General features: G+C 37.3%; 15 protein-coding genes. 5 read left to right on the top strand and 10 right to left on the bottom strand.

Going from position 1 to position 26111, the window contains the following annotated elements; translation table 11 throughout:
- On the top strand, positions 1–1876 hold a 1876-nt coding region (locus tag NZ519_03175), incomplete at its 5' end, for a TonB-dependent receptor (GenBank protein MCS7027745.1).
- Between the two features lie 240 nt (positions 1877–2116).
- On the opposite strand, the gene nuoF is transcribed toward NZ519_03175, so the two are convergent.
- The 4 genes from nuoF to NZ519_03155 all read right to left on the bottom strand — a co-directional run bounded on the left by nuoF (position 2117) and on the right by NZ519_03155 (position 5531).
- Entirely contained in the window at positions 2117–3457 is a 1341-nt protein-coding gene (gene nuoF / locus NZ519_03170; protein ID MCS7027744.1) for an NADH-quinone oxidoreductase subunit NuoF, read from the bottom strand.
- A gap of 155 nt (positions 3458–3612) precedes the next feature.
- Positions 3613–4485 (bottom strand): flavin reductase family protein, encoded by an 873-nt coding sequence (locus NZ519_03165; GenBank protein MCS7027743.1) that lies wholly within the window; start codon positions 4483–4485, stop codon positions 3613–3615.
- Positions 4486–4512: 27 nt separating this feature from the next.
- A complete protein-coding gene (locus tag NZ519_03160; protein ID MCS7027742.1) occupies positions 4513–4950 on the bottom strand; it encodes a hypothetical protein in 438 nt (145 codons plus the stop codon).
- A 17-nt stretch (positions 4951–4967) separates the two neighbouring features.
- Positions 4968–5531: a helix-turn-helix transcriptional regulator gene (locus tag NZ519_03155; GenBank protein MCS7027741.1), complete on the bottom strand. Its 564-nt coding sequence runs from the start codon at positions 5529–5531 to the stop codon at positions 4968–4970.
- Between the two features lie 828 nt (positions 5532–6359).
- Between NZ519_03155 and NZ519_03150 the strand changes: the two genes are divergently transcribed.
- From NZ519_03150 to NZ519_03140, 3 genes are all read left to right on the top strand, one after another.
- Entirely contained in the window at positions 6360–10514 is a 4155-nt protein-coding gene (locus NZ519_03150) for an alpha-amylase family glycosyl hydrolase (protein MCS7027740.1), read from the top strand.
- A 206-nt stretch (positions 10515–10720) separates the two neighbouring features.
- On the top strand, positions 10721–16258 hold the full coding sequence (locus NZ519_03145; protein ID MCS7027739.1) for a T9SS type A sorting domain-containing protein: 5538 nt from the start codon (positions 10721–10723) through the stop codon (positions 16256–16258).
- Positions 16259–16714: 456 nt separating this feature from the next.
- Positions 16715–19198 (top strand): hypothetical protein, encoded by a 2484-nt coding sequence (locus NZ519_03140; protein MCS7027738.1) that lies wholly within the window; start codon positions 16715–16717, stop codon positions 19196–19198.
- Positions 19199–19352: 154 nt separating this feature from the next.
- Here the strand turns inward: NZ519_03140 and NZ519_03135 are convergent, their stop codons facing one another.
- The 4 genes from NZ519_03135 to NZ519_03120 form a co-directional block, all read right to left on the bottom strand.
- On the bottom strand, positions 19353–19739 hold the full coding sequence (locus tag NZ519_03135) for a hypothetical protein (protein MCS7027737.1): 387 nt from the start codon (positions 19737–19739) through the stop codon (positions 19353–19355).
- A gap of 74 nt (positions 19740–19813) precedes the next feature.
- A complete protein-coding gene (locus tag NZ519_03130; protein MCS7027736.1) occupies positions 19814–20170 on the bottom strand; it encodes a hypothetical protein in 357 nt (118 codons plus the stop codon).
- A 21-nt stretch (positions 20171–20191) separates the two neighbouring features.
- Complete coding sequence (locus NZ519_03125; GenBank protein ID MCS7027735.1) at positions 20192–20674, bottom strand: hypothetical protein; 483 nt, start codon at positions 20672–20674, stop codon at positions 20192–20194.
- A 443-nt stretch (positions 20675–21117) separates the two neighbouring features.
- Positions 21118–21627, bottom strand: coding sequence for a chemotaxis protein CheW (locus NZ519_03120; protein ID MCS7027734.1), 510 nt, complete (start codon positions 21625–21627; stop codon positions 21118–21120).
- Between the two features lie 196 nt (positions 21628–21823).
- On the opposite strand from NZ519_03120, the gene NZ519_03115 reads away from it, so the two are divergent.
- Positions 21824–22876 carry a hypothetical protein gene (locus tag NZ519_03115; protein ID MCS7027733.1) on the top strand — a complete coding sequence of 351 codons (1053 nt, stop codon included), beginning with the start codon at positions 21824–21826 and terminating at the stop codon, positions 22874–22876.
- A gap of 510 nt (positions 22877–23386) precedes the next feature.
- Here NZ519_03115 and NZ519_03110 read toward each other — a convergent pair.
- Both NZ519_03110 and NZ519_03105 read right to left on the bottom strand, forming a co-directional pair.
- Complete coding sequence (locus NZ519_03110) at positions 23387–24868, bottom strand: T9SS type A sorting domain-containing protein (GenBank protein ID MCS7027732.1); 1482 nt, start codon at positions 24866–24868, stop codon at positions 23387–23389.
- A gap of 13 nt (positions 24869–24881) precedes the next feature.
- On the bottom strand, positions 24882–26111 hold a 1230-nt coding region (locus tag NZ519_03105), incomplete at its 5' end, for a thioredoxin-like domain-containing protein (GenBank protein ID MCS7027731.1).

The raw sequence follows: 26111 nt of genomic DNA, 5'->3' as shown, positions 1-26111 counted from the left end.
ATTAAGCCCAAACCGTACCTCTAACTTTAATGTACGGCAAAACGGCTATGACATCTCAGCCGATGCCTTGGGCTATCCCGAGTCTTATTACACTCCCCCCGTAGAAGCACTAGAACGCATTGAAATTGTGCGTGGGGCAGCTTCTTTGCAATACGGTACACAGTTTGGTGGTATGCTCAATTTCAATTTCAAAAAAGGAGAAAAAGATAAAAAAATAAGCCTCACTAGCAGACAAACCGTAGGTTCTTGGGGCTTTTTCAGCACTTTCAATAGCCTTGGTGGTACAGTGGGTAAACTCAATTATTACGTTTACTATCAATACAAAACAGGGGCAGGTTATCGCCCCAACTCGGGATTTCAATACCACAATGCGTATGCGTCTTTGCATTATCAAGCCACACAAAAGTTGAATATCAACATAGACGTAACCAAAATGACCTATTTAGCCCAACAACCAGGCGGATTGACCGATAGGCAATTTCAAGAAAACCCGCGTCAATCAAATCGTGAAAGGAATTGGTTTTCAGTAGATTGGAATTTACTTGCATTAAATTTTACCTACAAATTCAACGACCAAACCCAACTCAATTGGCGAAATTTTGGACTTTTGGCTCAACGGCAAGCTTTGGGCAATTTGGAACGCATTAACGTAGCCGATTTTGGCAGAGAACGCACCCTTATTGCAGGCAGATTTCAAAATTTCGGTTCTGAAATTCGTTTGTTGCACAAATACCCCGCACAAAACCAAAAGCACACACTTTTAATCGGTTCACGCTTTTACAGAGGTACTACCACCGCAAAGCAAGGCTTTGGCTCAGCAGGCAGAGATGCCGATTTTCGTTTCCTTAATCCAAACAATGTAGAGGACTCCGACTATGTTTTTCCTAATGAAAATTATGCCCTTTTTGCAGAAAATATTTTCAACCTCAACGAAAAATTGAGCATTACGCCCGGTATTCGCTTTGAGAATATTCGCACTTTTGCACAAGGATTTTACAACCGCTACGTAAAAGATGCCGCAGGCAATATCATTGTTTCTAATCAAATACAAGAAAGCCTAAACCGCAAACGTAGTTTTGTCATTTTAGGTGTAGGTACAAGCTATAAACCCTTCGAAAAATTAGAATTTTATGCTAATATTTCGCAAAACTATCGGGCAATTAACTTTTCAGATTTGCGAATAAATAACCCTAACCTCCGAGTTGATGCTAATATTCAAGATGAAAAAGGTTACACTGCTGATTTAGGCATAAGAGGCAAACAAGAGGATTTTTTTACTTACGAAGTTACATTTTTTTACTTAAAATATTTGGGCAAAATTGGACAAGTGCTGAAAACGGATAGTATTTTGTTCAATGATTACCGCTTCCGTACTAACGTATCTAATGCACGCAATTTGGGCATAGAAGCCTTTGCCGAATGGAATATTTTGAAAATGCTTAATCCTTCTCAGCAGTTTTGGCAATGGAATATGTTTGTCAATTTCGCTTGGATTGATGCTCGCTATGTAGGTACACAAGATAATGCTATCAGAAATAAAAAAGTAGAAATGGTACCTCCTACCAATCTCAAAATTGGTAATACTTTGAAATATAAGAACGTAGGTTTGAATGTGCAATACATACAAATACAAGAACATTTTTCTGATGCCTCAAACACTCGTCGTACTGCCTCGGCAATAGAAGGTATTATTCCAAGTTATCACGTGGCAGATATTTCGTTTTTTTATCGGTACAAGTTTCTTACTTGGGAATGTAGCATTAACAATTTACTAAATGAGCAATATTTCACGCGCCGTGCCGAAGGCTATCCAGGACCAGGCATTATTCCTGCCGATGGACGCGGTTTTTACACTACGCTTCAAGTAAAATTTTGAAGTTATTTGGCTATTTTTGGCAAATTATGTTTGAAAAACCTGTACGATAGTTGGTAGTAGATTTGCTTTCAAAGTACAAAGTGAGGAAGTTAAGTAGTTTATCAGGTAAGAAAAGCATAACGAAAAAGCTTGTTTGTTTTCGGAGTTAGCGTATAATTACATTTGTTGAAGAAAGTAAAAACCTGCAAATTAATCAAAGATAACTAAATATTTGCAGGTTTTTTTAAGCTGAAAAGTTTATTATGCAAATACAGGTTCACCTCTGTAAACTGCTCCTTTTTTGGTAGCTTCGTGTGGGTGTGTTACGTGCCACTCGAACTCATGCCTAAAATGACGAATAGCAGAGGCAACAGGCCATGCGGCAGCTTCACCGAGAGGGCATATCGTTTTGCCTTCTATTTTTTTGGCTATATCTACCAAAAGGTCTATGTCGTGCATTTTGCCTTGTCCATGCTCTATGCGATGAAGTATTTTTTCTATCCAGCCTGTTCCTTCACGGCAAGGAGAACATTGCCCACATGACTCATGGTGATAAAATCGGGCGAAGGAGAGGGTATTTTTTACGATACAGGTGGTTTCGTCCATAACGATAAATCCTCCTGAGCCGAGCATAGTGCCACTTACAAAACCTCCTTCGGAGAGTGATTCGTAAGTCATAAGGCGGGGTTCCCCTTTGGCAGTCTTCAAAATCAGGTGTTTGGGTAAGATAGGTACCGATGAGCCTCCTGCAACAACAGCTTTTAATTCATTATTATTACGGATGCCACCACAATACTCGTCAGAATAAATAAACTCTTCTACGGAGATTTTCAATTCAATCTCATATACGCCAGGCTTTTTGATGTGCCCACAAGCAGAAATCAATTTCGTACCTGTGCTTTTACCGATACCGATTTTAGCATATGCTTCACCACCATTGTTTACAATCCAAGGCACTGAGGCAATCGTTTCTACGTTATTTACCACAGTAGGGCATCCGTATAAGCCATAAACTGCAGGAAAAGGGGGTTTATTACGAGGATTGCCTCGTTTGCCTTCTAATGATTCAATCAAAGCAGTTTCTTCACCACAAATATAGGCGCCGCCTCCTGGATGGACATATAAATCCAAAGAATAGTCCGTACCTAAAATATTTTTACCTAAGAAACCTTTATTATAGGCTTCTTGAATGGCTTTTTCCAAGATTTGTACTACATAAAGCATTTCACCACGCACATAAATATAGGAGGTTCTTGCTCCCAGTGCATAACTTGAGACAATCATACCTTCAATTAAAATGTGCGGGTTGTTAGTCATAAGGTAGTGGTCTTTGAAGGTACCAGGTTCTGATTCGTCGGCATTGCATATCAGGTAACGTGGTACGCCTTCAGGTTTTGCCAAAAAGCCCCATTTGACACCTGTGGGAAATCCTGCTCCTCCTCTGCCGCGTAGCCCTGATTTTTTTACTTCTTCTACTACCTCATCAGGAGTCATGGTTTTAAGGGCTTTTTCTACGGCACGATAGCCACCTAATTTACGATAACCCTCAAAGGTAGCTAATCCTTCTTTGCCGATATGTTCGGTTAGAATTTTTATACCCATGTCTTTGCTATTTTGCGTAATAATTTATTAGATTTTTGCAAACAAAAGGTTTGCTCACTTTATCATGATGTTTGGAAAACTTGGTGTAAAATTAAAATGTTTTTTTGAAACTAGCATAGTCAGGTATGATTAACACAAAAATCTCTCTCCAAAAATCAGGTTGAAGCAAGCAACCAAAGCCATGCTGTTTTGAGTTGGTTTCGGGCTAATAGTTCTTTCACTTTTTGGTGAATAGCACGGATGTTGGGTAGAGGTTGGGTAAGACTTTGTTTGAATTGTTCAACCTCTTGCGTGGTGGGTAAAGCTTCAGCCTCTATGTTTGCTAAACGACCTAAATCATTTCCTGTAAGGACTTCACTTTGCAAAACACTTTGCGGCAAATTATCAAAGCCAATGCCTTTTTTGAGATTAGGTTTAGGGACTTCAAAAACAGCATCGCCACTGGCACGGCAATACCAGTCTGATCCCATGCGTGCTACTGTATCTATTTTGTGTGGATTGATTTGCCCATTTTTGTCGAAAATATTTTCCTTAAAATGTGCTTTTATTATTTGGCAAATTACTAAGTTGCCTGCTCCTCCTTGTTCTCCTGTATGAATTACTTGGTTCACCTTACATTCAAATTGTACGGGGCTTTCAGCCACACGTGGGGGTTTTACTAAATCAGAGGGCAAGGCGGTAAAACCTGCTTTTATGAATTCATTTACTCCCTTTTCATACTCGCAACTTGCTAACGAAACTTGCTCTACCATGGCATAGTTTACAATATTGACCACTACCTCAGGAACTTCTAGCACGTTTTCTAGTGTGTGCTTGAATGTATTATCGCGTACTCTGCGGGCGGGCGAAAAGATTAAAATCGGCGGATTTGAGCCAAATACATTAAAGAAACTGAATGGACTTAAGTTTACATTACCTAATTTATCTATCGTACTAGCAAAACAGATAGGGCGAGGTGAAACTGACCCTAGTAAAAGAGCATGGAGCTGAGCTGTAGGAATGGTTTGCGGTTCTATACTTCGGTACATAGTCAAATTTGGTGTTAGCTATTTATATTATACACTCTCGTCTTTTTTTTCAAGAATTTTCTTAAAAAATTTTTCTATGATTTTCAGCCCTTTTAGACCTTTGGTTTCGTAGCATTTCAATATTTCTTTATTTCGCTTAAAAATAATATTCAAGGCTGCTTTATTGCGTTTAGCCTTATTTTCGTTCATGGCTTTTAAGTCCTCAATGCTGTATGTTTCTTGTAGAGCATCTTGCAGAGTTGGTTTTAAGCATTCACACAATCCACCGTTTTTAATATCATCAGGCACGAGGGCATCGGTAAGAAGTTTACCGACTGCAGGCACTAATGAACTTGCCTGCTCTATTAAGGATTGGTTTATTTCCTGACAACTTTGTTGAGCTACTTTTTCAGCATACTGCTTTTTTTGTATTTGCTCACAAGATGCAAATGTGAAAAAAAATATGACAATCCAAAAGTGTTTCATAGCATTTTTGATTGAAGTTAGGTAGAGGTATTTTTATTTAATTCGTTGTTGGGTTTAGCTTGGGAGAGTAACTCGGATAATATTTGTTTTATTTCTTGCAAATCTTGTTTTAATTCTTGGTTTTGTTCGTGTAATAGTTTATTTTGCTTTTTAATCTTTTGTATAGCATTATTTTGAATAAGCACTGCCTTAACGAGTTCGTGTAAATCTGTTTGTAGAGAGAGTGGATAGTTATCTGTATTTGTATTTTGGTAGTTTTGCGTACTTTGGGCTGTTGTGTGTTGGGTTACTTCTGCTATTACATTGGTTATATTTTTACTTTCCTCTTGTGAATTTTCTTCTGCAAAGAAGTTTACTTCCTTAAGGATTGTTGCTAAATCAATTCCCAAGTATTTTACAGCAGCAAATAAGCGAGTGACGGTAAATCGTGTTTTTCCGTTTTCAGCATCGGAGTAGCTTACTTGGTTCATGCCTAAGGCTTCTGCCATTTGCCTTTGTTGAATACCTTTTTTGCGGCGTACAGCCCTAATTTGTTGCACAATTTTATGATAAATCTCCTCGGTATAGCTTTCTAAATCCATGTTTGTTTGCTTGAGCTAATGATTATTCTTAAGCGTTCCTTTTGCTTTTTCGTTTAGGTCTTAAAAGTGGAAGGGTAAACTCTAGGGCTTCGCTCTCGCTTCAATGCTTTAACAGCAAGCTTTTGGGGCTTGCTCTTTTCGACCCCTATGTAGAAAATAACGTATTTACAAAAGTAAGAAAAAAACCATTAAACTTTCTACTATTTGATTGAAAAAAATCATTACAAAAATCGTAATTTTCTTACTGAGGCTTTTACTTCTTTTTATTTATCACACAAGTATAAACATCTACCTTACGAGAAGTACTTTTTATGCTATTTGAACAACTCGTAACACTCCCTCTACCTTATGTACAAGCGGAACTACCTGCCTTGGGATTATTAGAATTACCTGTAATTTGAGAAAACTCCAATTGTTAACGAGGTTGATTTATTTAATGTGCAAAAGTCTCTTTTACTACATTCTTATTTCATGTCCAGCTTCCTTGCACAGCCAACTATATCAAAACCTCTGTGTAAATCCTATACTAAAGAAAAAACCTGTACTAAAGAAAAAATAAGATTAGGCAATGTGAATTAAAGTTGCTTTTTTTAGTAAATGCTCTGAAATTGGGCAAAAAAAAGTTTCTCAAAAAAGAAATTCAAAAACTTTGTTTGGCTGAAAAAAAGAGTTATCTTTGCAAAGATAATCCTTTTTGAATTTTTACAAGTTGTAATAGCATTTTTTTCAAAATTTTTTATTCTAATCTTGCTTAAATACAAAATAACTAAATTCAAGTTAAACTTTGCGAATGAAACATTGTATCACTAACATAAACCGTACTTTATTATGAAAAAACACCTTACCTCTCTGTTTTTGATGTGTTGGGCGAGTATCAACTGGCTTGCAGCACAAGTTACTACTAATCCTGTGATTTTTACATCCGATCAGGCTGTTACAATTACGTATGATGCTACACAAAGTGCGGGACAGCAATTAGTCAACCTGCCTGCCAGTGTAACCACCATTACAGCACATGTAGGAGCTATTTTAGTACCTAATGGAACAACTTGGACAAATGTACCTGGTACGTGGGGCGATCCTGCGGCACAACCTAAATTTACACGCCAAGGCACAAGCAATATTTATACGCTTACTTTGCCTAATGGTATTCGTAGCATGTTCCCTAACTTAGCTGCTCCTAATAACACACCTATCTACAGGGTAGGTATGGTATTTCGTGAAAATGGTCCTTGTGGAGGGTTTAATGGCGTTACTACAGCTTGTCGTGAAGGTAAATCTGCCCAAGGGCAGGATATATTCCTAGAGGTCAATCAAGGGACATATGATATAGTCCTTTCTGCTAATCGCACACCGAACACTTTTGTTAATATTGGTGATAATGTTACGCTTAATGTAGTAAGTAATGCTGCAAGTAATTTAAGTATTCGCGTGAATGGAGCAACTGTTGCGTCTCAAACTAACGTTACCTCTCTTTCTCATACTTATACTTTTGCTGCAGGAGCTACCACTTTCAAGATTGAAGCTGTAGGGGTACAAGGAAGCAATACGGTAGTAAAAAGTATTTCCTATGTGGTGCCTCTAACCCCTTCGGTGCAGGCGGTTCCGTCGGGTCTGCGCGATGGTATTAACTATGATCCGAATGATGCCAGTCGGGTAACGTTAGTTTTTACAGCACCAGAAAAGCGTGCAGTTTATGTGATAGGGGATTTTAATAACTGGCAATTAGACAATGCCTTTTTAATGCGGCGAACGCCGGGCTATGGAGGAAGCGGTCCTAACTCTAATCCTGATGTTAATAAATTTTGGATTGAAATTACAGGGCTAACTCCTGGGGTTCAATATGGTTTTCAATATTGGGTATATGATGCAAGTAATAATTTAGTCCGTACTACTGATCCATATTGTGAACTGATTTTAGACCAATTTGATAGCTTTATTCCTGCCACCACTTATCCTAACCTTAAACCTTATCCCACAGGACAACAAGGGGCCGTAGGCATATTAGAACCAGGAAAACAACCTTATCAATGGTCGCAAGCTACGCTCAATTTCCAAAAGCCCGATAAACGCCGCCTAACTATTTATGAGGCCTGGGTACATGATTTTGATGTAAATAGAAATTTCCAAAATTTGATTGATAGGTTAGATTATCTACAAAACTTAGGTATCAATGCCTTACAACTTATGCCTATCATGGAATTTAATGGTAATATTAGCTGGGGGTACAATCCTACTTTCTTCTGTGCAGTGGATAAGGCATATGGTACACGAGAGAAACTAAAAGAACTGATTGATAAGTGCCACCAACGCGGAATAGCTGTTATTTTAGATATCGCTCTTAACCATGCGGAATTTGAGTTTCCTGGTTGTAAGATGTACTGGAACGCCTCGCTGAATCGCCCTGCAGCAAATAATCCTTACTTTAATGAAGTAGCTACACACCCTTTTAGTGTATTCCAAGACTTTAATCACGAGTCTATGTACACACGTAATTTTACTAAAAGAGTGGTGGAGTATTGGATACAAGAATACAAAATTGATGGCTACCGCTACGATTTAGCAAAAGGGCTTACACAAACTAATACAGGTTCTAACGTAAATGCTTGGAATCAATATGACGCTTCACGAGTAGTTATTATTAAGCGTATTGCTGATTGGCAGTGGGCAGCTGACCCTCGCTCTTATGTAATTTTAGAATTTTTAGCCACAGGAGGTACTGAAGAAGCAGAATATGCCGCTTATCGCTTGAATGACCCTGTGCTTGGTGGAACAGGGCAAGGCGGTATGATGCTTTGGCGTAATATGGAAACTAATTACGCTCAAAACATTATGGGCTTTAATACTAACCACTACCTCGGTGATGCTGATTTTGCCAATAATCCTTTTGGTACTGGTACTCCTTTTACTGCCCCACGTGTGCTAAGCTACATGGAAAGCCACGATGAAGAGCGCGTGATGTATAAAGCCTTACAATTTGGTAATCAGAGCAACCCAGGACATAATGTACGCGACTTGAACGTAGCCCTTAAACGTGTAGAACCTGCCATACTATTCCATACACCCATAGTAGGACCTAAAATGATCTGGCAATTTGGCGAGCTAGGGTATGATTTCTCAATTAATAGATGCTCTAACGGAACCAATAACAGCAGCTGCCGAACAGACCCTAAACCTCTGCCTTGGGTGGCCCCTCAAAACTATCATCAAGTAGCGGCACGTATGGATTTATATCGCTTTTATTCCATCGTGAATCAACTTAAGCTCAAATATGATGCCTTTATGACTAATGACGTGTATATCAGGGAAGATGGAGGGCTAACTAAGATGCTCAAAATTACGCCTCAGCCTTACAACCCTAACCCCAGTACTCCTAACTTGAGTAATATCGTTATTATTGCCAACTTTGACGTGGTGCCACGTACAGTAAATGCAGAGTTTCACGTAACGGGAACTTGGTATAGCTACTTCCAAAATAATGCTGTTTTTAATGCTACCTCTACTAACCAACCTATAAATTTAGGTCCTGGGGAATACCGTATGTTTACCCAACAACCCATGGTAAATTTGGAAGCTAATTTGACGGGTAGCTTGTCAGGCTTAACAGGTTCTATCCAAAATGTAGTAAATATCGCACTCTCTTGGACAAATACCGTACCTAACAACATCGGACTTCGTGTGAGAAGACGCTTATCACCTTCAGGTACGTTCCAAACTATTGCAACTTTACCCGCAGGGGCTACCTCTTTTGTAGATTCAGGTTTGCAAGAACTTACCGCTTACGATTATCAAATAGAAGCCTATAATTTCGGTACGAATACGTTACAATCTAATATTTTTACCATTAGTACAGGAGCCTTCCCTCCTGCTGCACCTACTAATTTAGTACTTACTAATCTCACGACAAATACCGCTTCTTTCCAATGGACAGACAATTCAAGTGATGAGACAGGTTTTATTTTAGAACGAAAAATTGGAGCTTCAGGTACTTATGCAGATATAGGCTCAGTAACCGCTCCTAATGTTACTACTGCTCAAGATAATACAATTACCGCTAATAACACTTATATCTATAGAGTGGGAGCGGTGAAAGGCTCAGTGAGAGTGTATTCGAATGAGGTAACCGTTTCTACTATGCCGCCTAGTGCTGCCCCTACTTCGCTTGTAGCTACGGCTAACGCATTCAATAGTATTTCTTTAACTTGGGTAGATAATGCTAACAATGAAACAGGCTTCCGAGTACTACGCGCTACTAATTCAGGTGGTCCATTTAATGTAATAGCTACACTACCTCAAAATACAACCAGTTACACTGATTTGGGATTAACTGAAAATACACAATATTTCTATCGTGTAGAAGTATTTAATCTATTTGGTACGTTGCAATCCAACACTGCTGATGCCACCACGCCACTTGCACCCCTAGTAGCTCCTTCTAACCTAACCATTGCTAACCAAGAATACGATGGCATAACTCGTGTATATACCGTAAGCTTGCTTTGGATAGATAATAGCAATAACGAGACAAGTTTCTTAGTACAAAGAAGCCTGGATGCTAATACAGGTTTCACCACTTTGGCAACCTTAGCCCCTAATACTGTAAGCTATAATGATAATACCATTACAGACTTGACTAAAGAGTATTTTTATCGTGTAGTAGTAACGCGAGGAGCACAACAAGCTATTTCTAACGTAGTAAGTACAGGACAAATTACAGCCCTTGAAAGACAAACTTTGGCTAAATTTATCAGTCTTAGCCCTAATCCTGCGGAAGAAAATCTAGACGTTAAAATTGATAATGCTATTGCTATTGTAAAAGCTAATGTGTTTGATATGCAGGGTAAATTGGTAGATTCATTCCCTATTGATAGGAGTAATTACCATGTTTCTTACCCAGTAAAACACTTAGTACAAGGACAATATACTATTCAATTTATTACTAACCAAGGGCAAGAAATTGCAAAACGATTTATTAAGAAATAGAAAATAAGCAAAATTTAACTGCAAAAAACCTCAGTAGGAGTAAACTATTGAGGTTTTTTTCTAAATTTTTAGAAAAGTAGAAAAAAAAATTATATAGTAAATAGTAAAAAAACTCCTTTTTTTTGTTACCTTATATAGGTGATTCCGTATAAATAGAAAAAAGAAGATCCTTAATCCTAGTTAAAAATATTTGTAATTCTTATCTTATGAGACACTTTGGTAGCAAAAGGCACGTTAATACTAAACTAATAGTTATTTTATTGTTGTGTGGTTGTATCTTTTCAAATTATTATATCGTAGTAGCTCAATCTTGTGCTTCACCTACATCTATAAGCTTAGGCGTTTGCAATCTTAGCTTTGACCGAAGTATTACAGCTAATCCTGTTACTACCCCTGTGCCATCATGCTTTAACACTTTTGATAACAGTAAGTCATCAAGCACAGATGGCTGGGCTACTTATACTGCGGCTATCTCAGGTACGGTAACCTTGGAATATACTTCATATACCAAAGATGTTGTTTTGGCTGTGTATTTAGCTAGTGGTTGTCCTACAAGCTCTACTGATGAGATTGGCTGTTCAGATGCTACTACTTCGGGAACTGAGAGACTTATTTTTAGTGTGTTGTCTGGTTCTACCTACCGCATTCGTGTAATTAATCGTACAGATAATGCAGCTATGAATGGTACGCTTTGCTTCTACCAAGGATTGCCTACCACGCGAGACCATTGTAGTAACGCTCAAAATATTTTAGTGGGACAGACTAACGTAAGCATTCCTATTTTTGATACTAATCGTAATAATGAAAATAGAGCCAACCCTAATACGGCAGCCCCATGTAACTTTACCTTTAATCCAAGTACAAACATAGATGCCTGGGTACGATTTACTGCCACAAGTACGCGTACACGGGTTAGCTATACTTCTCAGAATAATAAAAATGTAGCCATTGCTATATATGCAAACTGTGTTTCACAAAATTCTATTCCCTCTGCTTGTGTTAATGGCATCACTACTAACACACCACAAGAAGAGTTTATTAATGTGGTTACTACGATAGGCACCACCTATTATGTACGTATCATGAATTTGACTGATAATAATACTGTGCAGGGTTTTGTAAGTATTATTAATGGGGTATTTGATAATTGTAGCGATGTTATGAGCCTTACCACCTCGCCTTTGCAAATTGGCAGTTGTAATCTCAAATTTACTTTCCCTGCTAGTTTTGTTAGTAGCCCACCTGCTTTTCCTAGTTGTGCCTCCAGTGGTTTTAATAATGATGCTTGGACACGTTTTACAGGCGATGGAACGCGTGTGCGTTTGGAATACCAAGGAAATAAAGGGATTGCCATTGCGGTTTATACAGGTAACAATTGTGGTTTTCTTTCCCTCGTTGCAGATTTAGATGGAGGAGGAGGGTGTACCAATTCAAGTTTTGCTTGTCCTTCCAATCCTGGTAGTGCTTATTACCAAAAAATAGATATCCTAACTACTAATAACACAAACTATTTTGTTAGGATTATTAATATGCAAGATGGAAATGGTTTAGAAGGTGTACTATGTCTTTCTTCTACGCCTAATGCTACACCTAAACTTCCTAACAACTTCTCCGACCCTTCTACTGCCGTTAATTTGGTTGTAAATGATGATTGTGGTATTCCCTTTAATATAATGCCAGACCAACACCAATATGGAGGTAAAAATAGTGGCATTACCTCTGCAGGTAATTCTTCTTGTGGTGGTGTTATTACTGACCCAAATTTTTATGCCGAGGCCTGGGCGAAATTCAACTCAGGCTCAAATACGAGTATAGTGATTCGCTATGATAACCAAGATTATGACCCCTCTACAACCCAAAATAACGCAATGATTGAATTGCGTAGTTCTTCTGACCCTACCACCCTCATTGCTTGTGCTAATAGCATTGCTTTGGAAGGAATAGAAGAACTTACCGCAACTGTAACTGCAAACACAGACTACTACATTAGAATTGTAGCCATAGGACCGCAATGTACTACCCAAAAGGCACTATTTGGGAAAATATGTGTAGCTAGCAACTCTCCGCAAATGGGCGATTTGTGTAGTAACGCACATAGTATTGTAGTAGGGCAATGTAATATCACATTGAACGTACCTGCAAATTTTACATTTGATGACCCTACGCCCCCTACTTGTGGTTTTGTACCTGCTAACATGAATGATGCGTGGATAAGTTTTCAAGCAACTAGTAATAGGACGGATATAACCTATAATTCAACCACTACCACAAATGCTGATCCTGCTTTCGCTGTTTATGTAGGAAATTGTGGTTCACTTACGCTACTCGGCTCTTGTATCAATAATAATACAGGATCATCCGAAAATGCAACCATTGCTACCGTACCAGGTACTACTTACTATATTCGCGTAATGAATGTATTTGGTACAGGAACTAACAACCCTATGTTGGGTAAAATTTGTGTACAACAAACCATCGGTAGTGATGTTTGCGATGACTTGACTCTCGTAACCGTTCCCGTAGGTACTTGTGGGGGTAGATTAGATATTCCTATCAATTTTGACAGAACAGCTGATTACCCCTTAGGTACATACAATGCCCTAAACCCATTAAGAGCTAACTATACTCCCCCCTCACTTGGCACAACTTGCGACCCCGATGGCATGGGACCTGCCTTACCCCCTGCAGTAAAACAAGATGCATGGTTTAGAATCAATGGCACAGGAGCAAGGTTCACTATACATTACGAAAATATAAACGGCAAAGGAAATCCTGCTATTGCTGTTTATACAGCACCTTCCGCTATTAACTGTGGTACAGGAGCTAACGGAGCAGGTAATCCTAATAATGAGTTAGTATGTGCTAACCAATATAATTTCTTTGGTAGACAAACAGAAACAGTAGTCTTCTCAAGCAACCCAGGGCAACAATACCTAGTACGTGTTATGAACGTAGATTTGCATTCTCCTACTACAGCTATAGATCCTTCAAACATTACTAGCCATATAGATATGGCAGGTACACTCTGCTTTATTGCCGAAAGCGGAAGTTACTTATCCTTAAACCGTACCCAAATAGATATCAATCACTGTAGCACTCCTAGAATAGTAAATATTGGTGATTGCGACATACCTGTCAATGTAATCGCTCCCTCCTCTTGCGAAGCAGGAACCTATACACCTGCTACACTTACTTGTAGTACGGTACAACCTCCTCCTACCCCACCTGCAAATGATGGTACTACTTCCACTACCGTAACCTGTACTACAGGAGATGCATGGGCTAGGTTTACTACTGCTCCTAACCAAACTAGTATTGAAGGAGGACGTGTAACTATTACTTACAATAATGACAATAATAGTCCCTTCCCTGCTGTTGATGTTACTTTGGCTGTTTATCAAAGTGTTAATTGCGGTACTAGTTATACTTTGGTAGGAAATCCATTGCCTTCCAACTCTATTGGTTGTTCTGAAAGAGTAATAGAAGGAGTGGAAAGAGTGAGTTTTATTGCTGCTAATAATACTACTTATTACATCCGTGTCATCAATCGCGGACCAGCAGGAAGTAGTGCTTACGGAAGAATATGTATCTTCAATGGACCAAATATGGCCGAGGATGTATGTAGCCCTACTGCTACCTCTTATGGGCTTATCAACGGAGACTTTAAGCAATTTGATATTGAAGCTTCTTTTGTTAATAATGCTCAAAATAATATCCCGAATTGTGTAACAGCAGGAGGTAGTAGTCCTTCTAATCCAGACCCGCCCATACAAAGAGATGCATGGATGCGTTTTGAAATTACCGTAACAGGTACTTACACCGTGCAATATGACAATAGCAATGGAAATAATGTATTTGGAGATGTGCCTAATGTTGCTATTGCTATTTACAACACTTGCCCTGGACCGACAGATAACGTAGGGCTTATTCCTTTGGCTTGTTCTAATAAAGTATGGGAAGGTACAGAAAGTATTACCTTTATTGCTTCAACCACAGGAAATTTCTATGTACGTGTAATGAATGTAAGTAATAGTACGGCAACAATTACAGGAAAAATACGTATTGCCGCCTTTGCCCAGTGTAATGCAGGACCGAACCTTATCATAGATGGAGATTTTGCAGGCTGGGGAAATGCTAATTTACCTTTCCCTTTTGCTAATAGTGGGAATACTCCTAATGGGATTAACAGAGACGCCAACCGACCTGCTGAAAATGCAGCAGCCTTACAAAATGTCAAAAAATTTGCTACGATGTACGGTTATAGGCAGGGACTAAATAGCATGTATCCTGAGGGCGTATTTACCGTCGGAAAAACAGCTAGAGTATTTCATACTGCATTTTTTAGTTATGGAGCAGGTTATTATGGCTATGGTACAAATAATCCTGCTTATTGTAATACGGGCGGGGCAGGTGTACCCCCTAATTCTAATCCAATTTCACATGCTTGCCAAGGGTATGGTACTCCTACACCTAATCAGCCTGCTGCTGTACCTAACGTAGCCGATGCTAATTTTATGATTATCAATGGTTGGGCTCCTAATGGTTGGGGCGGACCTCCCCCTGTGGGTTCTCCTAATGGTAAGGTTTGGTGCCAAACCGTTACCGTAGAAGGTAATAAATTCTATATGTTTACAGGTTGGTTTGCTAATCTCATTCAAATAGGTTGGAATATTGACTTGCCCCAACTAGTTGTTACCATTTGCGATATGCAACATCCTGTTACTCAAGCTATAGGTACCCCTGTTCCTGGTACTACCATCATCACAGGTGCCAACCCTGACGGAAGCGGAGGTACAGTAACCCACACTCCTCCTATGCCTAGTGATGTAACTTCTACTGCTCACAATGGTCGGTTATACGGAGCAGGTGTAAGATGTAATGCTTCAGGAGAGTCTAGTGATTATAGGTTGAAGCTTCTAGGCTCTGATATATTTTTACCAGAAGCTCCTGACCGCTGGCTCCCTATGCGTTGTATCTACAAATCCCCTAATTTTGCTGTTCCTACGCAGGTTAATTTATGTATAGAGAATAAGTCTCTTACCCCTAATGGAAATGACTTCGCTATAGATAAGCTCACTTTTCAAGAGTGTATAGGGGCTGATCCTAATGTATTTAATGATTTCTTAAAGGGAAATACCTGTGAACTAGCAGACAACCCCGCTGCTATCGGTGTAGCTTTACCCGTAGAGGTATTAACTTTTGATGCAAAATATATCAACGAACAAGTAAGTCTACAATGGCAAGTAATCATAGAAAATAATATCAGCCACTACGAAGTACAAAGAAGTGAAGATGGAAAAGATTTTGAAAGTATAGGTTTAGTGAGAGCCTTTGGTAATCTCCAAGAGTGGCAAACTTATTCCTACTCTGACACAAGGCTTCCTAGATTAAGAAAGCTATACTATCGCCTTAAAATTAAAACAAGAGAAGGCGATAACATCTATACTGATGTAAGAGAAGTAATTTTACCTATAAGTACCTTAAAGCCTTTTGTACTATTCCCTAATCCTGTAGAAAAAGGACAAAGCGTTGCCCTTAATTTAGATTTAGAAGTGATAAGAGAAGGATTTAGCCTTTCTATTGCTAACCTCGTAGGCAATGTGGTATATCAGCAAAGCTATATGCGCCCTAATGAGGGAAGCAAAATAGTGAACTTACCTACACAAAACTTACCTGCAGGCGTATACATAGTGAGTATGCATCTGGGCGGTAAAATCTATACTGACAAGTTTACTATATTCTAAAAATTGTGAAGTAATAGCAATGGTAGCAATGGCAAAGTAGATTTTATTTTGCCATTGCATTATTATTACATTAACAATAGTTAACTTACGATTAAGTTTGCTTAGTTTTTTCATTCTGTCTTTAGAAAACAAAGCATGTGCTTATTCCAAAAAGTAGTTTGTTTTTCTACAATAGGAACTCACATTGTTGTAAGGTTTTTTGCGTAAACGTTCAGTTTTTTTACGCTCTCTCAGTAAAACTCCTCTTTCTCTAATCTAGCATTACGCTCTATTGCAAAACTAATTCCCTTATCTTCAATTTCTTTTAAATTTTAGCTTAGTTGTAAGCCCCACAAATACTTAGGTAAGTAAAATAGAAATAATTTCTTACCAAAAGTAAGGGAAATTACAATTTTTACTTACTTTTGTACGATTAATCAATCTATTTTCTTACTTAAACTTAATCTATTTCAAACCATGAGTAGCGATACTAACCGAGAGCGAGATTTAGTACTCGCCCCTAATGAGTATGCCTTTATTTCCGACCAAACCAAAGGAAATATCAATGTCTATGTAGGGCCTTACAAAACAAGTTTGGCTAATACAGATCGTCCCGTTATCTTTGATAGCAATACTAAACGCTTTGAAAAGTGTAGTTTAGAAGAGTCTATTCAACCATTTGTAACAGCACCCGAAGGCTGGTATGTAGTATTAAAAAACCCAGCAAAAGACGGACAGCAACCTAAGACAGGAACTTCAAACAGCCTCTCCGAACTAAATATCGGAACAAAAGTAAATATCCCTGGACCCGTATTTTTTGCTCTCTGGCCCGGGCAAATGGCAAGAGTAGTTCTAGGGCACCACTTGCGTTCTAATCAATATCTCTTAGTACGAATTTATGATGAAGTACAAGCCCAAAAAAATTGGAAAAAAGCCGTTATCAAAACTAAGAGCCAAGCCGAAGGCGAAGAGGGAGAAGTAGTAGGTACAGAAGAAGTACCTGAACTTACTCTAGGTAAAACTCTAGTTATTAAAGGTTCTAATGTTTCGTTTTATATCCCACCCACAGGAGTAGAAGTGGTGCGCGACGAATATGGCAACTATGTACGTGAAGCTGTCACTCTAGAACGATTAGAGTACTGCATCTTACTTGACGAGAACGGAAATAAGCGCTTTATCCAAGGTCCCGCAGTAGTTTTTCCCGAACCTACTGAAGAGTTTGTCTATAAAAATGGCTTACGTAAGTTTAGGGCTATTGAACTCAATGAAATGAGTGGGCTTTATATCAAAGTAATTGCTCCTTACAAAGAAGGAGATAAGGAATATAAAGAAGGCGATGAACTATTTATTACAGGAAAAGACCAAATGATTTATTACCCACGCCCTGAGCATGCTATCATTAAATATGGCAATAAGGAACGACATTATGCTATTGCTATACCCCCAGGAGAAGGTAGGTATTACCTCAACCGAAAGACAGGTACTATTTCTTTGCAAAGAGGCCCCGCAATGTTTTTGCCTGACCCGCGCGAGTTTGTATTAGTAAGGCGTATTCTTAGCCCTAAGCAGGTAGAATTATGGTTCCCAGGAAATAAAGAAGCCTTAGAATACAATTTGCGTTTGCAAGCCTTAAACCAAGGTGATCAGAGCAAAAGTTATGTAGAAACTAATATTGTAGAAGAGGCACAACAGCAAGCCCAGATTATACAACAAAGAACAGAAATGCCAAGAAAACGCGAAAAAGCTTCTAAAGAAATTGCCAGCGAAGAGTTCGAACGTGATACGAGTTTCACACCCCCACGTACAATCACCTTAGATACTAAATATGAAGGAGCAGTTACTATCAATATTTGGACAGGCTATGCCGTTTTAGTGGTGAGCAAAACAGGCATACGAAAGGTTATTACAGGACCTCAAACTTATTTGCTAGAGTATGATGAGAATCTAGAAGCTATTACACTTTCCACAGGTGTCCCTAAAACTGACGATAATTGCATTAAAACAGTATACCTACGTGTACTTCACAACAAAGTGTCCGACCTCATTCAAGCAGAAACCTCAGATTTTTGCCAAGTAACTATCCGACTATCCTATCGCGTAAATTTTGAAGGGAATCCTGATAAGTGGTTCAATGTAGAAAATTATGTAAAATTCTTGACCGACCACATGCGTTCTTTCATTAGCAATGTAGTTAAGCAAACCACAGTGATGGATTTTTATAGCAAAGGTATTGACATCATTCGTGATGCGGTACTAGGTAAAGCCAAAGAAAATGAGAAACGCCCTGGACGTACCTTTGAAGAGAATGGCATGCGAATTTATGACATAGAAGTCTTAGAAATCAAGTTAGGAGATACTAGCATAGAAAACCTACTTATCTCTGCTCAACAGGAAGTGGTAAAACAAAATTTACGAATTGCCTCCGAAAAACGCAGATTAGAATTTACCCAAGAGAGCGAAGCTATTGCAAGACAAATCGCCCAAATACAATCCGAAACTAGACAAAAGCAACTCGCCTTGCAACAAGCTGAAGTAGAAAAAGAATTAGAGCTAGCTTTGGCTAAACTCAATACCGATATTCAAAAACAACAGAAACAATTAGCCGCTAAATTAGCCGACCAAGAAAATTTGACCAAAATCAGCGAAGCAGAATTAGCACGTGAAAAAGCTAAAAATGATTTGACCTTAGCTACTGCAGAAGCCGAAATGCAACAGCGCATTACCGAACTCAAAGCTGAAGTAGAAGCCATAGTTGCCAAAGCACAAGCTATTTCACCTGACCTGATTGCCGCCCTGCAAGCCTTTGCGGATAAATCGCTTGCTGAGAAAGTGGCCGAAAAAATGGCACCTTTGGCTATTCTGGGTGGAAATAGTGTTGCCGAAGTTTTTGCTAATATGCTCAAAGGTACAGCCCTTGGTAGTGCCCTCGCAAAGGCTAATTTTAGTAATGGTATTGAGTGAGAACAATACAAAAGTTTGCTCTCTTTACCAAAAGAATCTTAAAAAATACAAAAAACCTCGCCCTAAAAATGCGAGGTTTTTTTAGTACACCATCTTGCCCGTTTTTTTACTAAAATGGAGCCTCTCAATAAGATATACTCAAATTCTTGGAAAGCTATTTAAGAGCTTGAGTAAATGGTTTACGCTCTTCCAAAGCCATAATTAAATCGTAAATTCTCTTATCAATTTCACTTACCTCATCAGCACGTTCAAATCGCCCTTTTTTGGCTAATTCTTTTCGGTAGTGTAGCAAAGCCGTAGAGATTATTTTCAAGTCTTGGATAGAAACACTAAGTTTAGGTTTAAGAGTAGGTTTAGGCTGTTCGTTTATGGCTAAACCCCAGTAATAACTATTGCTTGGAATAGAGTTTTCGGCAGTGCTTGTTTCGTTACTTATTTCGCTTTCATTGAAAGTATTAAATATTTGTTGCACTTTATTTTGAAATATCTCACTAATTCTTACAAAAAATGACTTGGGAGAAATATAAGAAATTGTTGCCATAATATTTTAGGTTTAAGAGTTTCTACTTAATTTTTTTATGATTTTCTTCTAAAAAAGCTTACTTTTGTTCTGTTCTAAAAATTAGTTAAAAAACTTTCATTTGTAAAAGCGCATGCGTCTTGTTGTATTGCTTTGATTGTTTGGTGTAAAACGGCGTTTTCAGCTCTCAAAATTTTGATGTTCTGTTCCAAAAGGCTTACCTTCTCTAAAAGCAGTTGCATCATTTTGAGCAAACTTTTTTTCTCTAGTTTTCTAACTCTTGCAGTATTTTCTATTGTATTTGTATTTATTTTTTCTGTATCTTCAAGAATAAGGCTTACATTTTTTACTTCTTTATTCCTTTTTGCTTTATTTTCTTTTGTACGTTTTTTTGTTTCTATTTTCCAAACAAATTCACGTATTTGATTATTATCTAAATTAGTTGTACTCATAACTTTTGTATTTTAGATAAATTACTTATTTTTTAACATCAAAACCAAGATAAACAAACTCATTACAGGCATTAAGATAAGCAAACCACCCATTAACCACAACGTCCACCAGCTACCAATTAGCCAATCTACCCATTTCATGTATAGTATCAAAATGAGGGTATCAAGGTAGAGTGTGATAGCACCTGGGCAAAATAAGTTTTCCCAATTCTCCTCCTGAAACAATACAATTACCATCATAGTAGAAATGGCTATACCATATAAAAGAGCATCTAACTGAATATCACCAGAAAAAACAATTGCAGGAGCTACCAACAAAAAACTATTGCGAAGTACCATTACATTAAAGACAATAATCAATAATAACACCATACCTTTGAGGGCTGGAGAAGTGAACAAATCTGAAAAGCCCTTAGGCTTTCGCTCAGGAATGGCTACAGGTTGCTGTTTTACCGCAGTTTTTTTGCTCTTGCTTGTGCTTTGCTGTGGTTGTGCTGCTACCATAATTAAATAAGTTTAATTTTTTTGCTTTTTTTAATTGTATTTCTTATCATATTTTTCATTTACCTGCTTGTGGGCAAAGTGCTTTTTATTCAAACCAACAATTTAGGTATTTTATTTATCTGCTCTTCTAAGCTCTACTTTACGCTACAAAGATATGAGCTATTTTTGAAAAATGAAAAATTTTTGAGCAATAATTTGTTAATTTTTTTAACTAACTTTACAAAACATTGAAAATCAATATGTTTATTTTTTGAGCATTTGTAAAACTAAAATAATCGCTTTTTTAAGCATTTTTTCCGTGTAAAGATAAAAAATAAAATCAAATTGACAAATTTTTTATCAATAAAAAAGCCTACTTTTAAGCAGGCTTGAGCTAATGGTTTGAAAATGAATGAGAAATTTTTGAGCAAAAAAGCAAACTTCCTTTAAGCTTACTCTAATGATTAGGCTTGTGCAATCTCAAAATCTTTGGGGTTGATAATAGCTTGGTTGTGCAATAATAGCACGATTCTATCCTCTAATTTTACGATTCCTTTAATGTAGTTACGTTTAGTTTGTGAGTCTTGCACTAGGGCAGGCGAGAGATCTATTTGGCTTTCCAGTACGTTGAGTGTATTGGGAACTTCATTAACTATAATACCTACCTGCCATTCGTCGTGGGCTAATACTAACGTATAAGTCTTTTGTTCATAATATTTGGTAAGGTCTAATTCCTTTTTGTAAAAACTCACTGCTAAATCAATAATAGCAAAAATATTTCCCCTAATATTTGCCACACCCAACACATAGTCAGGTGTAAAAGGTACAGGAGTAATTGTGGGAGTTATTACCACTTCTTTTACCTCGTGAATGGGCAAGGCATACTCTTGTTGCTCAATCTTGAAAACGATGAGCTGAACCTGCCGTTCTATCTCAGCAGTTTGCTCTTTTTTTTTGCGAATTTGCTCTATCATAATTTTTATGTTAGTTTATAGCGCATAGTCCGCGTATTCAAAACTATGTCAAAAGTTTTTTTTGGTATGTTAAAAATAAACAAAAAGTCTCAACTAAGCTAGCTAAAAACCCAAAAAAAGATTTTTGTGTAACTTTACATATTCAATTTAGTTTAAGTTTTATATAGCTTGCCACATTTACAACTATAGTAGCAATATGATTTTGAAAATAGCTATTTATCTCTTTTTAGCAATATTTGCTTTCTTTTGCTTAATTAGCCCGAGCTTTGCCCAAACTAAATTTGCCCATGCAGGCGAATATATTACTTATATGACTAATCAACAAAGAGAAATCTTGAAAAACCACATGGCTTATACTAGTGCAGTGGCGCACCAAAAATCAGCTAAAAAAATAGAACAAAAACGTAAGGACTTGATAAATAGTAACTTACAAGCTCAAAAAAATATTGCTAATTTGCCACCCTATAACAATGACATAGCTCTGCGAGACTCTACTGTAGCTTTCTTAAAATTAGCCTATTTGATTTTGATAGAAGATTATGCCAAAATTATCAATTTAGAAGAGGTTGCCGAGCAGTCCTATGATGCTATGGAAGCCTACCTTTTAGCACAAGATTTAGCCGCTGAAAAACTAAAACAAGCTAATGACCGATTACAAAACCAAGTAAAAGTCTTTGCCGCCAAAAATAATGTAAGACTAGTTGAAGCAGAAAAAGATGACTTGAGCAAAAAAATTGAGATTTCTAACAAAGTTGCAGCTTATTACCGTGAGGTGTTTTTATTGTTTTTCAAGTGTAGTAACCAAGAACGCTATTTAATAGAGGCTATTAATAGGAGAGATTTGAGTGCTTTTAGCCAAAGCCAAAGTGTTTTGAGCAAATATACTACTGAAAATTTAGCCAAATTAGCCCAAGTTAAGCCCTTTAATGGCGATAACACGTTAGTAGAAGCATGCCGAAAGGCTTTACTTTTTTATCAAAAAGAGTGCAAAGAATATGCACCCCTCGTGCAGAATTATTGGCTCAAACAAGATGATTTTGAAAAAGTGAAAAAAAATTTAGAAGCCAAAGGAAACCAAACAAATCAAGAAGATGTGAACCAGTATAATAAAATGGTTAATGAAATCAATACAATTACTAAACAATATAACGATAGTAGCAACACCATGAATAAACAACGTACCGAAATTATTAACGCTTGGAATACCGCTTCAAATGCGTTTTATGCCAAACATATTCCTAAGTACTAAACCTAATAAGTACAAAAAGGTAGCCTAAAAAAAAAAAGTAGCCATCTAATTTATTTAATATAACCTACGTTATGTTAAGTTAAACTTAGATATTAAGTACCTTGAATACTTACTCCAGTATTAGTGTAAATACATAATGTTTGAAATAACTAAATGTTTGAAGTAACTAATTAACTGAACTGATAGTTGTACTTTTGAATATGAAGTTTACACTTATCATACAAATGTCACTTACTTGTAAGGTTGTACCTTAGCTTTTCTTTGTGCATTAGGTTTAGCCTAAGGAACCTGTGTAAGTAATTACTCAGAGAGAGAATTCTCTGTAGAGATATATTTTACAATAAGACAAATAAAATAAATGATTGATAATTCAAGGTTTATATTATGCTATAAAATAGTTTTATACCTAAGAAAGTAAAGAAAAAGCACCTTGCGGCTAAAAGCGTTAGGTGCTGTATTGGTTGCAAATATAAACTTAACTATCTTATGAAGTTAAGCTAGCACGTTAATTTACTTTTTAACAACTTTATAGACTTTGGTTGTATTGTTCTTTTCTATGTACAAGAAGTAGGTGCCTGTAGCTAAAAAGCCTGCACTTCCAGTTATTTTATGTTGTATCTCCTCACTTCCTTCCAAAGATGCTTGAGAAATGATTTTTCCTAGGTTATCTATTAACTTCAAGTGAACTTCATGTTTCTCAGGGTTTTTAATTTGTATATTTAGTTCATCTTGGAATGGGTTAGGATATATACTTACTACGAATTCCTGGGCTTGAGGTAGTTTAATGGCTTGTACATCACTATAACGAGAGCTACCATCCTTTTCAAGAATAAGTAGACGGTAATAAATGATAGATTTTCCTTGTTTTTTAGCGTCAGTGTCTAAGTATGAATAATGGTTAGTAGGCTGATTTTTAGCATCTGCAAAGCCAATAGGCTGGAAGTTGAGATTATCAATACTTCGTTCTATTGTATACCCTTTGATTTGGTGTTCATTTTGAGATTTCCAAGTTACTTCTACATTCTCGTCTTTTAAGCTAACTTGAAAACTTACCAAATCCACAGGGAGCGGATTGAGATGGTCAGAAAATGACCATGCTTGGTCTAGTTCACTAAGGAGTAAGTTATTTTGCGTATGAGTGCGGCTGCTGAGGTTAAGAGCTACTGTATGAGAAAACCAGTAGTTGCTAATGTTCATAGGTAGGGTTTTCCATAAGCTCATTTGAGTAAGAATTTTGCCATTATCCCAAGCTGGTAGCCAGCTCCATGTAACGTCTCTTGTACCTGTATGGTTGGTAATATCAATAATCCAGTGAGCGTCTATACCTTCAAAGCCTGAGATAACAGGTGTGCCTTGAGCTGTAGCAAATCCTCTGCTGGTTGCTCCTCCATCTCCGCTTTTACGCGTTAGAGTTAGGTTGCCCACATCAGCTCCCATAGGCATTTGTAGCATTAAGAAGTCAAAAGCACTTGTGCCTACATTACGCGTTTCCATGATAGCTGTACCTTGAATGTGGTTAGTGTTTGTTTCTACAGGGTTAGTAGCAGTAGGAGTAAAATATACGGGGCTATTGTCAGAAGTAAACAGACGACCATTCGTAAGTGTGAGCGTGTTATGGATACGTAAACCACCACTATTTGTAACACTTACTCCATTACCGCCATTGTTTACTACAAAATTTCCTATATTTACTACTGCATTTCCTTGAATTTGTTGTTCATTTATCCCTGTCATTGTAATTGTACCATTATTTCCATTTAGGGTACCATTATTGATAATATCGCGGTCAGTTGCGTTACCTAACATTACGATATTACCTGCATGAGTAATAGTTCCACCTGCATTGTTTTGCAAGTTAATTCCCGCGAGGGTAACAGTTTCATTACTATTAATAGTAAGAGTAGCACCACTAGTTACTACTAATTGAGCCCGTACTGTAAAGCTTAAGACTACACATAGTCCTATAAGCGTTATCTGGTAAATTCTTGACATAGTATTTACTGTTTTAGGATTTGGAATTAAAGTATTTTAACAAGAACTTTTCTATATCCAAAGGATGAACTTCTCGTTCTATGATATTACCTTTACGGTCTATTAAATAACAAACAGGAGTCTTTCTGATTGCATAATTTTTCACTATATCTGATTGCCATCCTTGTAAGTCGCAGTAATGATACCATTTGTCTGCTTGCAAGGTATGAAGATATTTTTGCCACTCTGATTTATCTTTATCAAGAGATATAGTAATAACCCCTATATTTTTAGGGGTTTTTGATACTACTTTGAGCAACTCAGGAGAATATTTTCGGCAGTAGTCACAAGTAGAAGCCCAAAAATATAAAATAACTAACTCATGATTGCGGATAACCTCATCAAATTTTTTAAGCCCTTGTTTTTCTAATGGGATTAGCGGGGCAGGATTACCAGGTTGTAATTTTTTCAGGGTTTCTAATTTTTGTATTTCTTCTGATGCGTTAGTTATCTGATTGCTACAACTTTCTAAATACGTATCATAAATATGTATTGCTACTTTTTCTAGACCACTATGTAGATACAACTTGACTAAAAAATTCCACATGAAATCAAACACTTTACTATTTTGAGATTTAGTAGCCTTCAATAATTTATCTACTGAATATTGAATTCCTGCATAATTGTAAATATCTGTAAAATCTCTCAGGTAACGCATAATCCTATTACTTAGAAAAGGATTACTCAATAGGAGCTCTTCAGAGAAATTCCACTTTTCAAAATAAAATTCTTTCATAAAACTGGCTCGGGTGTTATATTCCTGAGGCATTTTGTTACCTATCAGCGGTTCGTGGTAGATCATTAGCAAAACATCTGCTGCGTATGTACCTTTATATTTGTTTCTAAAATCTTCTATTTTCCTTTGGAGTGAGTCATAAGACTGAGCAACTTGCACTTCTATTTGTTGATATTTCTGAACATATTGTTTATCGGTACGACTTAATAATTCAGGTAACAACTTTCTTCTATAATTTTCATCTATATCTTCATATTTTTCTATTAAGTTCAAAGCTTCTAAAAGAACAGCATTTTCTAAATTATGCAGAAACCCTACTTCTTTTCTAACTTCTTTAAGAGTAGTTTCCCAGGAGAGAGTATCTTGGGGAGCATTACGAAGTAAAACAATGCCACGATAAGCCCCATATTTTATGGCTTCCTTAGTGAAAGCAATCAGACACAACTCTTTTTCAAAACGCATGGGATT

The organism is Bacteroidia bacterium (assembly GCA_025056095.1).
GTDB lineage: Bacteria > Bacteroidota > Bacteroidia > JANWVE01 > JANWVE01 > JANWVE01.
Note: the sequence above shows the minus strand (reverse complement) of the source record. Positions and strands in the feature narration are given on the sequence as shown.